Origin of the sequence: Leisingera sp. M527, from assembly GCF_025141525.1 — a bacterium.
Lineage (GTDB): Bacteria > Pseudomonadota > Alphaproteobacteria > Rhodobacterales > Rhodobacteraceae > Leisingera.
This window is the reverse complement of the sequence record NZ_CP081037.1, coordinates 4,014,462-4,027,687: the sequence shown is the minus strand read 5'-3', so window position 1 is coordinate 4,027,687 and position 13,226 is coordinate 4,014,462. Positions and strand designations below refer to the sequence as shown.

The 13,226-nt window shown below is 60.4% G+C and carries 11 protein-coding genes, 1 tRNA gene and 1 pseudogene; 7 read left to right on the top strand and 6 right to left on the bottom strand.

The genetic code is table 11. The features are described 5' to 3' along the window. The first annotated feature begins 66 nt into the window (after positions 1–66). From K3555_RS19785 to K3555_RS19770, 4 genes are all read left to right on the top strand, one after another. Positions 67–669: a glutathione S-transferase gene (locus tag K3555_RS19785; RefSeq protein ID WP_260006754.1), complete on the top strand. Its 603-nt coding sequence runs from the start codon at positions 67–69 to the stop codon at positions 667–669. A gap of 211 nt (positions 670–880) precedes the next feature. Continuing rightward, a complete protein-coding gene (gene petA / locus K3555_RS19780) occupies positions 881–1,441 on the top strand; it encodes a ubiquinol-cytochrome c reductase iron-sulfur subunit (RefSeq protein ID WP_129372721.1) in 561 nt (186 codons plus the stop codon). 12 nt (positions 1,442–1,453) lie between these two features. Continuing rightward, a complete protein-coding gene (petB, locus tag K3555_RS19775; RefSeq protein ID WP_260006753.1) occupies positions 1,454–2,788 on the top strand; it encodes a cytochrome b in 1,335 nt (444 codons plus the stop codon). A gap of 19 nt (positions 2,789–2,807) precedes the next feature. After that, positions 2,808–3,596, top strand: a complete 789-nt coding sequence (locus K3555_RS19770; protein ID WP_259996035.1) for a cytochrome c1 — start codon at positions 2,808–2,810, stop codon at positions 3,594–3,596. A 150-nt stretch (positions 3,597–3,746) separates the two neighbouring features. On the opposite strand, the gene K3555_RS19765 is transcribed toward K3555_RS19770, so the two are convergent. After that, positions 3,747–4,184 carry a glyoxalase superfamily protein gene (locus K3555_RS19765; protein WP_260006752.1) on the bottom strand — a complete coding sequence of 146 codons (438 nt, stop codon included), beginning with the start codon at positions 4,182–4,184 and terminating at the stop codon, positions 3,747–3,749. 302 nt (positions 4,185–4,486) lie between these two features. On the opposite strand from K3555_RS19765, the gene K3555_RS19760 reads away from it, so the two are divergent. Beyond that, positions 4,487–4,861, top strand: a complete 375-nt coding sequence (locus tag K3555_RS19760; RefSeq protein ID WP_260006751.1) for a nuclear transport factor 2 family protein — start codon at positions 4,487–4,489, stop codon at positions 4,859–4,861. A gap of 17 nt (positions 4,862–4,878) precedes the next feature. On the opposite strand, the gene mtaB is transcribed toward K3555_RS19760, so the two are convergent. Both mtaB and dapF read right to left on the bottom strand, forming a co-directional pair. Further along, the gene (gene mtaB / locus K3555_RS19755; protein WP_260006750.1) at positions 4,879–6,141 is read right to left on the bottom strand and encodes a tRNA (N(6)-L-threonylcarbamoyladenosine(37)-C(2))-methylthiotransferase MtaB; all 1,263 of its coding nucleotides are present in this window, start codon (positions 6,139–6,141) and stop codon (positions 4,879–4,881) included. Next, a complete protein-coding gene (gene dapF, locus K3555_RS19750; RefSeq protein WP_260006749.1) occupies positions 6,138–6,980 on the bottom strand; it encodes a diaminopimelate epimerase in 843 nt (280 codons plus the stop codon). Before dapF ends, mtaB begins: the two co-directional genes overlap by 4 nt. Positions 6,981–7,167: 187 nt before the next feature. On the opposite strand from dapF, the gene K3555_RS19745 reads away from it, so the two are divergent. After that, positions 7,168–7,243 (top strand) — tRNA-Lys (locus K3555_RS19745). A 768-nt stretch (positions 7,244–8,011) separates the two neighbouring features. Here the strand turns inward: K3555_RS19745 and K3555_RS19740 are convergent. From K3555_RS19740 to K3555_RS19730, 3 genes and pseudogenes are all read right to left on the bottom strand, one after another. Continuing rightward, entirely contained in the window at positions 8,012–9,046 is a 1,035-nt protein-coding gene (locus tag K3555_RS19740; RefSeq protein WP_260006748.1) for an ACP S-malonyltransferase, read from the bottom strand. Continuing rightward, positions 9,043–11,232, bottom strand: a complete 2,190-nt coding sequence (locus K3555_RS19735) for an alpha-ketoacid dehydrogenase subunit alpha/beta (protein ID WP_260006747.1) — start codon at positions 11,230–11,232, stop codon at positions 9,043–9,045. The genes K3555_RS19740 and K3555_RS19735 overlap by 4 nt, the downstream gene beginning before the upstream one ends. A gap of 338 nt (positions 11,233–11,570) precedes the next feature. After that, positions 11,571–12,094, bottom strand: a pseudogene (locus tag K3555_RS19730) (hypothetical protein); the annotation flags it as partial. A gap of 230 nt (positions 12,095–12,324) precedes the next feature. Between K3555_RS19730 and K3555_RS19725 the strand changes: the two are divergent. After that, positions 12,325–13,023: a fumarylacetoacetate hydrolase family protein gene (locus tag K3555_RS19725; protein WP_260006746.1), complete on the top strand. Its 699-nt coding sequence runs from the start codon at positions 12,325–12,327 to the stop codon at positions 13,021–13,023. Positions 13,024–13,226 lie beyond the last annotated feature (203 nt).

The window sequence follows — 13,226 nt, the reverse complement described above, 5'->3', positions numbered from 1 at the left end:
TGCTGATTGCCCCTTTCCCTTGGCAGGGCATGCAGTAGGCTGCTGCAAAACAGCGGAGGATTTTCCATGAAGCTTACATATTCACCGGCGTCGCCCTTTGCCCGCAAGGTTTTGGTGCTGCTGCATGAGACCGGGCAGATTGAGGATGTTGAAGTCCTGAATGTGACCACAACGCCTCTCAGCCCCAGTGCAGAGGTGAAAGCCAGCAACCCGCTGGCCAAAATCCCGGCGCTTGAGCGCAATGACGGGCCGGCGCTCTATGACAGCCGGGTGATCTGCGCCTTTCTGGACGACCGGGCCGGCGGCAGGCTGTATGGCGGCGGCTGGGACAGTAAGGTTCTGGAAGCCACCGCCGACGGCATTATGGATGCGGCGATCTTGATGGCTTATGAAAAACGTCTGCGCCCTGAGGAAAAACAATGGGATGGCTGGCTGGATGCGCAGCGCAGCAAGGTGCTGGGCGGCTGTGCCGCGCTGAATGCGCGCTGGATGAGCCATCTGCAGGGGCCGCTTGATATTGGCCAGATCGCGGTGGCCTGTGCGCTTGGATATGTGGACTTGCGCCACCCGGATGCGGGCTGGCGTCAGGGCAACGAGGCACTGGCGGAGTGGTTTGCGGGCTTCGAATCGCGCCCCTCGATGCAGGCCACAAAACCGCCGGCGGGCTAAGCGCGCCTCTTGATCATGACAGGTGCCGCACCGATATGGGTGCGGCACGGTCACACAGCAGTGACAGAATTGCCGTCTGCGGCTTTCTGCGCGCCTATGACCGCTGGACGAATGCCCTTCTCCCCGCTAGACACGCGCCAGAGTCACTGCGAGCAATCGCGGTGCATGCGCATGTTTGCCCTAAACGGGCGCTGGAATTGGAGAAAACCTCGTGTCCCACGCAGAAGACCACGAAGGAACCCGGAGAGATTTCCTCTACTACGCCACTGCCGGCGCCGGGGCAGTGACCGCGGGTGCCGCCGTATGGCCCCTGGTCAACCAGATGAACCCCTCCGCCGACGTGAAAGCGCTGTCCTCGATTCTGGTCGATGTCAGCGGTGTAGAAGTAGGCACGCAGATCTCGGTCATGTTCCTTGGCAAGCCGGTGTTCATCCGCCGCCGCACCCAGGAAGAGATTGATGAAGCCCGCGCCGTGGAACTGTCCGAACTGATCGACCCGCGGTCGGAAAACCCGAACAAGCCGGGTACTGACGCGGCTGACGCGAACCGCACCATGGACGAGGCCGGCGAATGGCTGGTGATGATGGGTGTTTGCACCCACCTGGGCTGTGTGCCGCTGGGCGACGGTTCCGGCGATTTCCACGGCTGGTTCTGCCCCTGCCACGGTTCGCACTACGACACCGCAGGCCGTATCCGCAAAGGCCCGGCGCCTGAGAACCTGCATGTGCCGGTGGCTGAGTTCACCGACGCCAACACCATCAAGCTGGGATAAGGAAACGCGCTCATGTCCGGTATTCCGCACGACCATTACGAGCCGAAGACAGGTGCAGAGAAGTGGCTGCACAGCCGCCTGCCCATCGTCGGTCTCGTCTACGACACAATCATGATCCCCACCCCCAAGAACCTGAACTGGTGGTGGATCTGGGGCATCGTCCTGGCGTTCTGCCTGGTGCTGCAAATTGTCACCGGCATTGTCCTGGTGATGCATTACACGCCGCATGCCGATCTGGCCTTTGCCTCGATCGAGCACATCATGCGCGACGTGAACGGCGGCCATATGCTGCGTTACCTGCATATGAACGGCGCCTCGCTGTTCTTTGTTGCTGTATACATCCATATCTTCCGCGGCCTGTTCTACGGCTCCTACAAGGCGCCCCGCGAGATCATCTGGATTGTCGGCATGCTGATCTACCTGATGATGATGGGCACCGCCTTCATGGGTTATGTTCTGCCTTGGGGGCAGATGTCCTTCTGGGGTGCGACCGTGATCACCGGCCTGTTCGGCGCGATCCCGTTCATCGGCGAGCCGATCCAGACCTGGCTTTTGGGCGGACCGGCGGTGGACAATGCGACGCTGAACCGCTTCTTCTCGCTGCACTACCTGCTGCCGTTTGTGATTGCAGCCTTGGTGATCATCCACATCTGGGCCTTCCACACCACCGGCAACAACAACCCCACCGGTGTTGATGTCCGTAAGGGCTCCAAGGCTGAAGCCGAAAAAGACACCCTGCCGTTCTGGCCGTACTTCGTGATCAAGGACTTCCTGGGCCTGGCCGTTGTGCTGGTGATCTTCTGGGCAATCGTCGGCTTCATGCCGAACTACCTGGGCCACCCGGACAACTACATCGAAGCCAACCCGCTGGTGACCCCGGCGCACATCGTTCCGGAATGGTACTTCCTGCCGTTCTACGCGATCCTGCGGGCATTTACCTCGGAAGTGTGGGTGGTTCAGTTTGCCTCCTTCGTGACCGGCGGCATCGTTGACGCCAAGTTCTTTGGTGTTTTGGCGATGTTCGGTGCGATTGCCGTGATGGCGCTGGTGCCCTGGCTGGATACCTCGCGCGTCCGTTCGGGCCGTTACCGTCCGATGTTCAAATGGTGGTTTGCGCTGCTGCTGGTCGATTTCTTTGCCCTGATGTGGCTGGGTGCGATGCCGGCGGAAGAGCCCTATGCATCATTCTCGCTGATCGCATCGGCCTATTGGTTCGGCTACTTCCTGGTGATCCTGCCGCTGCTTGGTGTGATCGAGAAGCCGACGGCTCAGCCTGCCACCATCGAAGAGGATTTCGACGCCCACTACGGCAAGAAGTCTTCTGCTGAAGCCACTCCTGCCGAATAAGAAGAAGGAACACCTCGCAATGTTCAAGAAACTGGCAACCGGTGCCGCCTTCGCTCTGGCCATGATCCCTGCTGCGTCTTACGCAGCAGGCGGCGGCGAGCAGCACATCACCGACTACGCCTTCTCGTTTGAAGGCCCGTTCGGAACTTATGACCGCAACCAGCTGCAGCGCGGCCTGCAGATCTACACCGAGGTTTGCGCAGCCTGCCACGGGCTGAAGCTGGTGCCGTTGCGCACCCTGGGCGACGAGGGCGGCCCGCAGCTGCCGGAAGATCAGGTGCGTGCCTACGCGGCCGATAACTTCAGCGTCTATGATGCGGCACTGGATGAGGACCGCCCGGCCAAGCCGGTCGACCACTTCCCGGAAAACAACAACGCCGGCGCCCCGGACCTCAGCATGATGGCCAAGGCGCGTGCGGGTTTCCACGGCCCTTACGGTTCGGGTCTGAACCAGCTGTTCAAGGGCATGGGCGGCGCTGAATACATCGCCTCGCTGCTGGCCGGTTACACCGGCGAGACCAAAGAAGAAGCTGGCACCACCTTCTATGAAAACACTGCCTTCCCGGGCGGTTGGATTTCGATGGCGCCGCCGCTGTCGGATGAGCAGGTGGAGTTTGCTGACGGCCATGCCAATGACGTGGAAGCTATGTCGCAGGACGTCGCTGCCTTCCTGATGTGGACTGCTGAACCCAAGATGATGGCGCGCAAGCAGGCCGGTTTTGTCGGCGTGCTGTTCCTGACCGTTCTGTCGGTTCTGCTGTATCTGACCAACAAGAAGCTGTGGGCGCCGCACAAGGGCAAAGACTGATCCTTGTCCGACTGACAGGTTGAAACATCAAACCCCCGCAAGTGCTGCTTGCGGGGGTTTTTCGTTGTGAGGGGCCAGGGGCGCTGCCCCTCTGCCCTGCGGGCATTCACCCCGGGGTATTCTGGACCAGAAAGAAGCCGGGCGGACTGCTCACAACAGCGGGCTGACCACCAGATGGGGGAGCCCGTTGGAGGTTTTTTGCGGAGACCGGTCGTCCGCGCCGATCACCGCGGACACCCGTTGGCGCCAGGACGAAAAGCTGTCGAACTGGACCACGTCCACCGGGTTGTCAAACTGCAGGGTAATCCGGCGGTGGCCGTTGATGCCGCAGGCCGAGAGGCCGTGGACATAGCCGGTGTAGGACTGGCCCAGGTACTGGCCTTCAACACGCATCCCGACCTGCAGATCCGGGAGATTTGTGGCGCGGGCGCTAAGGGTGTTCCAGTCGCGGAAGCCATAGTATTGCGCGATCCGTTCGAGCGCGGTGCTGTGGCTTATGGGCTGGCCCTGGGCCTGTGAATGCTTACGCAGCAGGTGCGCTTCAGTCTTGAGCTGCGGAATGGGGGGGAGAGCAGGCGGTGGCTGCATGGGGTTACCTTTCGCGTGAAGGGTGCAGTTGCCGATGCAGACAAGGGCTCGCGTTGCTATCCGGGCGTGCACCCAGGCGTCAGGAAGGATCCTTGTCCGGATTTCACCAAAGCCAAAGGCTGCGAGCGGCAGGTATCCGGGACCTGTTGATGTCATAGCGCAGTCCGGGCTGTGCTGCAACTGCGTGCAGACACGCTTGACGGAGGAGTAAGCCGGAGCGCACCATTCAGAGGGTGTATCAATACGAGTTGGGAGGCGTTGCAATGACGGGGCTATCAAATGCGGAGATTCTGCGGGAAGCAATGACCAGGTGGGATGGCTGCAAAGCGGGCGATCTGGCCATGTGGGATGACTATACCACCGAGGACATGTGCATGCGTTCGATGGGGGAGGGCGCGCATGGGCTGGATTTCAGTGCTGCACGGAACGGGCGCGCGCAGCTGCAGAGCTATCTGAGTGAGCTGACCAGTGCCTTTGAAATGGAATACTGGACGCTGGAAGAGACGGTCTCGGAGGGCGACCGGGTGATTGGGTTGGGCACCACGGCCTGGACCTGCAAGGCCACAGGAAAGCGGGTGGAGACGCCTGTTGCCATTGTCTGCCGATTCCGGGACGGGCGCATCTGTGAGCTGCACGAGTTCTACGATTCCGCTTCGGTGGCAGCGGCTACCTGCTGACGTTTTGCGAGGTTTGATCAGGCGGTGAGCTGGCTGCCGCTGGCGCCTGTTATGGCGGCGGTGACGATCCGGCCCTCTGGCTGCGGGGCGGCAAAGGCCACCTCGGTGAATTGCTCGGTGCGTCCCATATGCGGGTTTTCCATCAGGATGCGGTGGGTCTGGCCGATCTGATCAGCCAGGTGGCGGGCGACCTGGGCGTCGCCAGCCGCGCGCAGACGGGCGGCGCGTTCCTTGGTGACGTTTCCATTCACCTGGCTGGGGATCTTTGCGGCCGGGGTGCCGTCCCGCTTGGAATAGGGGAAGACGTGCAGCCAGGTCAGGTCGCAGTCGGTGACCAGCTTCAGCGAGTTCTCAAAATGTGCGTCGGTCTCGGTCGGGAAGCCGGCGATGATGTCGGCGCCAAACGTCATCTCCGGGCGCAGGCGGCGGGCTTCCTCGCAAAACGCGATGGCGTCGTCGCGCAGGTGGCGGCGGGCCATGCGTTTCAGGATCAGATCGTCGCCATGCTGCAATGACAGATGCAAATGCGGCATCAGCCGCGGTTCGGTGGCGATGGCCTGCATCAGGCTATCATCCGCTTCAATCGAATCGATCGAGGAGATGCGCAGGCGCGGCAGGTCCGGCACCAGTTTCAGGATGCGGATCACCAGATCGCCCAAACGCGGCTGCGCAGGCAGATCAGCGCCCCAGGAGGTGAGGTCCACGCCGGTCAGAACCACTTCGTTATAGCCCTTGTCCACCAGCCGCTTGATCTGGTCGATGACCACGCCTGCGGGGACGGAGCGGGAGTTGCCGCGGCCATAGGGGATGATGCAGAAGGTGCAGCGGTGGTCGCAGCCGTTCTGGACCTGCACATAGGCGCGGGAGCGGGTGCCGAAGCCGTCGATCAGATGGCCTGCGGTTTCAGTCACCGACATAATGTCGTCGACCTGCACCTTTTCCGTGGTGCCGATGAAGTCCGGGCCCTTGGCGATCTGCTGCCATGTCTCGGCCTGCATCTTCTCGGTGTTGCCGATGACGCGGGTGACTTCTTCCATCGCGGCAAAGGTTTCCGGCTCGGTCTGGGCGGCGCAGCCAGTCACGATGATGGGCGCCTCCGGGTGCTCCCGGCGCAGCTTGCGGATTTCCTGGCGTGCCTTGCGCACCGCCTCTGCAGTCACCGCGCAAGTATTGACGACCACAGCATTCTCAAGGCCCGCCTGCTGGCTCAATTCCTTCATCGCCTCGGTCTCATAGGCGTTGAGGCGGCAGCCAAGGGTGGTGAACTTGGGTACGCTCATTTCAGTGTCTCCAGAAACTCGCGTGTGAAGCTGCCGTCGAACACATGCATGGTCGGGCCAGTCATCCAGACACCGTCCTCGGCCCAGTTGATCCACAGAGTGCCGCCATCGAGATCAACCTGCACCTTGCGTCCTGTCAGCCCGCGGCGGGCCGCAGCAACGGCTGTGGCGCAGGAGGAGGAGCCAGAGGCCAGTGTCACCCCCACACCGCGCTCCCACACGCGCATGCGGATGCGGTCGGGGCCAGTCACCTGGGCGACTTGCACATTGGTGCGCTGGGGGTACAGCGGGTGATGCTCGTAGCGGGGGCCGAATTCTTCCAGCGGAATGATCCCGGCATCCTCGACAAAGAATGTGCAATGCGGGTTGCCCATACCGGTTGCGGTTGGGCCGCCTTCGATAGGCAGTTCCAGCGTGTCCGCGTCTTCGGCCAGCGGTATGTCCTGCCAGTCAAGCTGTGGATGCCCCATATTGACCGACGTAAGGCCATCGCCGGCATCGCGTGCATAAAGGTCGCCGCGGTCCGTAGTCAGATGCAGCCCGGGCTTGCCGCTTTCCAGAATCAGGTGGCGCGCCACGCAGCGGGTGGCATTGCCGCAGGCGCCTGAGGTGGAGCCATCGGCATTGTAGAAGGTGAGATGCGCGTCTCCGGGACCATTCGAGATGACCGTCAGCTGATCAAATCCAACGCCGAACTGGCGGTGGGCGATTCCTTTGGCCATAGCCGGAGTAATGGCAATGTCCTGTGCACGCGCGTCGACAACAACGAAGTCATTGCCCAGCCCGTGCATCTTCATGAAGGGGAGTGCGGTATCTGCTTGGGTGTTCATTCCGGGCATATAGACCTGCGCTGCAGATGAATCCAGTCTTCGGTGAGAAAAGTTGAAAAAAGGGGTTGACCCCCCGCCGCACTGGCCCTAGATACGCCGCCTATCGGGACAGCATGACACAGGCTGCCAGGCAGTTCCGAAGCGAAATAAGTGCTTGATCCTCTTGGAGAAAACGCTTAGACAGCAACGAAGAAGTGGGCCGTTAGCTCAGTTGGTAGAGCAACTGACTTTTAATCAGTAGGTCGTTGGTTCGAACCCAACACGGCTCACCACTTCTTTCACCAAAAAGACAAGAACCTGCCACCTTAGTGAGCGAAAGCTACGAGAGTGGCGCGGTTTTTGGTGCAAAAACAGTGCAAATCTCCCCGAAAACTCCCTAAACCGGACGACAACCAACATTGCCAACAGAGTGGTGAGTCTGGCGTCTGTTCAAAGGGTCCAAAGTGCTAAAAGTATTCGCAGGCAAGCTCAGATTCGCCGCAAGGGTTACGAGCAGTAGCCGGCTTACTTTATCGCAAAAGCGATGCTGAAGCTTGGGTCGGGCAGATCGAAGCGGAAATCAACGCTGGGAAGATACCAGTAGGATCCGAGGCCGTGTTTCGAGCGCGACTGTGAACCGCTATTGGTCGCGCTCCATCAAACCCTCAAAGTTACTGTTCAGGAGTATGGGCAGCTGGAACAAAATCCCATGAAGCGGATCGAGAAACTGAAGGAGCCGCAAGGCAGGGTAAGATATCTGAACACAGCAGAGCGGGGGCATTTTTCGAGGCATGTGCCGGGAATGAAAATCCGTTCTTAGAGACAATTGTTCTGATCGCTATAACGACAGGTTTGCGCCGGCAGGAAATCCTTGGGCCGGATTGGAGCAGGGTGAAGACGGTGATGACCCACACTCATTGATTGCTGCTCAATCAACTGCCGGGCAGCAGATGGCCTTGGCCGTCATATTCAAGCGGGTCAGGCGATCTTTGCAGACGATACGCCCAAGGCTGTTTTGCCTGCATCTTTGATACAGGCAAAAGACGCGGGATGCTTCTGGATCAGCCGCTTACCGATGACCGCTGTGCGTCATCCCCCATGGAGATCAACAGCGGATCCTCCGCTTGCCGCGCTTTAAAACCCGCCTTTCCAATTATCCCTTTCCAACTGATTTGTGCCAGGGATTGGGCCACGGCGCCGCCCAGTGTGGTGCCGGGGCCGGTCACGATGAACAGGTCCGGCGCAAACTCATAAGCTGCATTCTGCACCGCGCGGGTGAAATCATAGGCCTCCACCACCTGACGCCCAAGCGTGTAATCCCACAGCGCCTGTTTATCCATGGCACCCGGCCACCAGATCTGCCCGCGGCCATCGATCAGCGGCACATCCGGCTGAGAGAACATTTCGGCACTCAGCCGCTTGCGTCCCTCGGCTGCCACCGGTGCTTGCAGCGCTGTATGGAACGCGGCATGGTTGGCCAGCCGCATGGGGAAGCGGTCGTCCAGCACTGGCACCGTTGCCTCAAACGCTGTCAACCCAGCCTCATTCCCGGCCAGCACCAGCATTCCGCCCAAGTCAATCGACAGCCCCAGATCATGCTCCTCGCGCGCATTGATCTCTGCCGCCAAGTCCAGCAGCTCGGTCTTGCGGCGCGGGTTATCCTGCCAATCCGGACCTGCAAAGGGATAGACCAGCTGGCCGCCGATCAGTTGCTGCTGCATCAGCGTGCCCATGGTGTTCACCACCTTGAACCCATCTGCCGCGCTTAGCGCTCCGGCTGCCGCCAGCGCGGTGTACCAGCCCATGGAATTGCCGGTAACCGCGACAATTTCAATGTCATCCGCCAGCGACTGCGCATCCGCCAGGGTTGAGGCATAGATCAATGGCGATGCAATATCCCCGCGGGAGTACTTTGACACCGAAAACCGGGTTGCCCCGTCCAACGCCGTGACTTCCTCCTGCCCGGCGTCCTTTCGCTGCGCATCAAATCCGGCGAACAGCGCCGCCTTGTCCGCATGGTGACGGTGCAGGTACCCCAGTTCCGCCTTGTTGTAAGTGCCCCGTCCCGGGCAGATCAGAACAGCCGTGCGAGTCATGACTTGCCTCCTGCCAGCTTCAAAGCAGCTGCAACAATACTCTCCTTCGACGGCAGCGTGGCACCATATGCCGGTCCTGTGGCAATGAAACAATCACTGGCCGCCACCCGCGCCGTTGGGGCATCGCCTTGTTCCGCAAACAGTGCCATCAACGCCTCTGACAGACTGCCGGTGATGCGGCATTCATCGACGACCAGCACATGCCTGCAATCTTTTACCGCTTCCAACAGCGCCGCCTCCGGCAACGGTGCCAGCCAGCGCAGATCCACAATCCGCGCGTCCACTCCCTGGGCCGCCAGTTCCGCCTGCGCCTGGGCCGAAAGATACCTTCCATTGCCATAGGTCACGATGGCCAGATCGGTGCCTTCCCCATGCACACCCGCTTCGCCCAAAGCGATCCGCCGGTCCGGCGAGGGGTAAGTCCGCATCCAGCCGCCATCCTTCGCCTCATGCAGGTCCCGCATCGGATACAGCGCAATCGGTTCCACAAAAACCACCACCCGCTGCTCCTCGCGCGCCAGCCGCACCGCCTCGCGCATCATCATTGCAGCCTCAGCCCCATCTGAGGGACAGGCAATCACAATTCCAGGAATATCCCGCAGCACCGCCAGAGAGTTGTCATTGTGGAAGTGCCCGCCAAAACCCTTCTGATAGCCAAGGCCTGCAATCCGCAGCACCATCGGGTTGGTGAATTGCCCGTTTGAGAAGAAAGGCAAAGTCGCCGCTTCGCCGCGCAGCTGGTCCTCGGCATTGTGCAGATAGGCAAGGAACTGGATTTCCGGGATGGGCACAAACCCATTGTGCCCCATACCAATCGCCAGTCCCAGGATCGACTGCTCATCCAGCAGGGTGTCGATGACCCGGTCCGGTCCGAACCGCTGCTGCAATTTCTGAGACACGCCGTAGACACCGCCCTTGCGGCCTACATCCTCGCCCATCATGACGATCTCGCCATGCTCCAGCATCAAATCGGTCAGCGCCCAGTTGATCAGCCGCGACATCGGTTGCGGCTCCTCCATCGCCCGCATGTCGCTGCCGAACGCCGCCGTCCGCTCCTCTAAACGCGGGCCATTGGTGGGCGTACAGTTCCGCGTTGGCGGAATCAGGCTGGCAGCCACATCTTCTGCCGTCTTCAGATGCGGCCGTGTCACCGCCTCTGCCCGGATTCGCTCCACCCGCGCGCAAGTGTCCGTGTAAATCTTCAGCGCTTCCTTGGGCTGCAGCGCCCCGGCTTCATTCAGCAGCCGCACCGAATGAAGCAGCGGATCATTGGCTTCATCCGCCTCAACCTCGGTCTTGCTGAGGTAAGTGGTCGGAACATCCGCCCCGGCATGGCCGTACAGCCGCACGGTGCGCAGATGCAGGAAGGCCGGCTTCTTGCGGGTCCGCACATACTCTGCTGCCTCTTGCGCCACTGCAAAGGCGTTATAGATATCCAGCCCGTCTGCCTTGAAATACTTGATGCCCGGCCGCTGCGCCATCGAGGCCTCGATCCAGCCCTTCGGCGTCTTCACGGAAATGCCGATACCGTTGTCCTCGCAGACAAACAGCAAAGGCAGTGGCGTCGATTGCACCGAACTCCAGCCCGCGGTGTTGATTGCCCCTTGCGCGGTCGAATGGTTGGCCGAAGCATCCCCGAAAGAGCACATGACAATGGCGTCTTCCGGAAGCACCTGATGCTCTGGCTGGTGCCGCTTGGCTGCACCGACGGAGTAAGCTGCTCCCACCGCCTTGGGCAGATGCGAGGCAATGGTAGACGTTTGCGGCGGGATCATCAGTGTCTTGGAGCCCAGAACCTTGTGCCGGCCGCCTGAGGTTGGGTCTTCGCTGGAACAGGCGAAGGACAAAAGCATGTCCCAGGCAATCCGTTGCCCCGGAACCTGATCCGCCCGGGCAATCTGAAACGCAGCATCACGGTAATGCAAGAAGGCCATGTCGGTCGGGCGCAGCGCCCGCGCCACTGCCGCCATCCCCTCATGCCCCGAGGATCCGATGGTGTAAAATCCCTCTCCCGCTTTTTGCATCGCCCGGCTGGTCAAGTCCAGCGCCCGGCTCAACACCTGTGCACGGAAGGTGCCAACTGCCTCTGATACGGCAAGCGGTCCTGCGGGCGCCGCACCTGCAGGGAAGTCTGCGGTCTTTACCCGGTCCAGGAAATTCTTATGCACGATCTGGGCGCGGTCCATGCGGCCTCCTTGGAATAAGCTCTGGGTGCATTTATCCGCGAACGCGCCGCCAAAACCAATGAGATTGCCTACTGCTGTCATTCCAAGTTGGAATGCCTTGCCTGCGTAATCCGGTGTGATCCGGCCACCCGTTCCAACGACATCCGGCCACCTCTCAGACGTGTTGCTGCGAGGCGATCAGCAGCCCGCTACCTTGCGGTTCTTTTGGGGCCAGAGGGAGCGCGATGAAGGGATTGCCTCCTCTCGGCAGCAAGCGCGTATGCGCCTGCCGGGCAGTGGATGCGCAAGATACGAGACGTACTGCGGCTTTCAGCCAGATTGGGCATACGTCCACCGGGAACTGCGGCGTAGCCGTATCGTCATACTGACGTGTTAACTTGATCATGTCCGCAACCAGACGGTCTTCGTCAGCCCGACCAACCGGCTCCTGTCCCTGTGTGGATCGGTGCTGGCCCAGGACGCGGCAAATGCGACGCTCGGAAACCTTCATTTGGCTGCGCAAGATCAATGCAAGCACGGCGGCGTGAGGGGCTTAGGGGCTCCGCCCGTTCTGGGCTGAAACGGTCTGGTGACCGTTTCCGGGACGCTCTTTGCTCCCTTTGCGGCCTCGGACAGAATCAATTTGTCCAACGTCAGGTCCGGTACCACCCTGCGAAAGCGCTCGTCCTCCTTCTGAAACCTTCAGTTCCTTAAGCTTCTCGGTGCCCATTCCACCGTACTTCTTCCAGCGGTAACAAGTTTGGTCAGGCAGGCCGATCTGTCTGATTGTATCAATCCGGGGCATGCCTTGCCCCATCAGGACTTCAACCTGCCGCAACTTCACGTCAATCTCTTCGGGCTTCGGTCTCTTTTGGCCATCTATGGTCCTCCGCTTTCCCAAAAATAGGCGCGGACCACTTAATTGGGGAGGCTCTGCATCAAATGCGCGACGCGCAAGCAGTATTCATCGGAGGAGAAGATCAGGATTGTGCTGGACGGCCGTGTGCAGGGTAATCAAACCATTCAAGCCGAAAGCGGGGTTTACAGGCTGTTGGATTGCGGCTCTGACTTGGCGAGGCAGCCTGAATCTGCCGAGGTATGAAGGATTCTTTGATGGGTGAGATTCTGTTCAAATTGCAGGAAGCACCGGTGATTCCGGTTGCCGGAGAACCGTCTGGATACCCGGTCGGGCGGATTTTCTGCGTTGGGCGCAATTACGCGGCTCATGCTGCCGAAATGGGCAATGAAGTGGACCGCGAGGCGCCATTCTATTTCACCAAGACGGCGGTCAATGCGGTGCTGACGGGCGCGGTTGTGCCCTATCCGCCTGGGACTGAAAACTTTCACTATGAGATGGAGCTGTCTGTGGCGATTGGCGCGCCGGTGTTCCGAGCATCCGCCGAGGAGGCGAAGGCTGCTGTCTTTGGCTATGGATGTGCGCTGGATATGACCCGGCGCGATCTGCAGATCCGTGAGCGGCAGAAACAACGCCCCTGGGATCTGGGCAAGGATCTGGAGAATGGGACGGTGTTTGCGCCGCTGACCCGGGCAGCAGATTGGGGCAACCCGTCTGGCCGGCGCATTTGGCTGGAGGTGAACGGGGAGATCCGGCAGGACGCCGCGCTGGAGGAAATGATCTGGTCCGTTGAGGAGATTATCTGCCATCTGTCCGGCTATTATCACTTGCGGCCCGGAGATGTGATTCTGACTGGAACGCCGGCCGGTGTTGGAGCCGTTCAGGCAGGCGACCGGATGCGCGGCGGGGTTGATGGGCTGCCACAGGTCGACTTGACGCTGGCTGCTGCGGAATGACGCAAGGCGGCGCAAAGCCATGATTTTTGTTGCCATGCGGCCATCTTAATATGTATCAATTTGAATGTGAGTGCGGGGAGGCTTGTAACATATCAGCTGTGAAACTTGTCTGAGATCAGGAAGCGCAGGCAGATTTCATGAGTGGAAAATGCATGATCCGCTGTTGATAGTTACAAATGCACCTAATAGCAGGGGGGCAACTG

What these genes read in the sequence shown, in the direction of transcription:
- K3555_RS19735 (WP_260006747.1), bottom strand. Translation starts at nt 11,232, where the DNA reads ATGGACCGCGCCCAGATCGTGCATAAGAATTTCCTGGACCGGGTAAAG.
- K3555_RS19770 (WP_259996035.1), top strand. Translation starts at nt 2,808, where the DNA reads ATGTTCAAGAAACTGGCAACCGGTGCCGCCTTCGCTCTGGCCATGATC.
- K3555_RS19740 (WP_260006748.1), bottom strand. Translation starts at nt 9,046, where the DNA reads ATGACTCGCACGGCTGTTCTGATCTGCCCGGGACGGGGCACTTACAAC.
- petB (WP_260006753.1), top strand. Translation starts at nt 1,454, where the DNA reads ATGTCCGGTATTCCGCACGACCATTACGAGCCGAAGACAGGTGCAGAG.
- K3555_RS19785 (WP_260006754.1), top strand. Translation starts at nt 67, where the DNA reads ATGAAGCTTACATATTCACCGGCGTCGCCCTTTGCCCGCAAGGTTTTG.
- dapF (WP_260006749.1), bottom strand. Translation starts at nt 6,980, where the DNA reads ATGCCCGGAATGAACACCCAAGCAGATACCGCACTCCCCTTCATGAAG.
- mtaB (WP_260006750.1), bottom strand. Translation starts at nt 6,141, where the DNA reads ATGAGCGTACCCAAGTTCACCACCCTTGGCTGCCGCCTCAACGCCTAT.
- K3555_RS19765 (WP_260006752.1), bottom strand. Translation starts at nt 4,184, where the DNA reads ATGCAGCCACCGCCTGCTCTCCCCCCCATTCCGCAGCTCAAGACTGAA.
- K3555_RS19760 (WP_260006751.1), top strand. Translation starts at nt 4,487, where the DNA reads ATGACCAGGTGGGATGGCTGCAAAGCGGGCGATCTGGCCATGTGGGAT.
- K3555_RS19725 (WP_260006746.1), top strand. Translation starts at nt 12,325, where the DNA reads ATGGGTGAGATTCTGTTCAAATTGCAGGAAGCACCGGTGATTCCGGTT.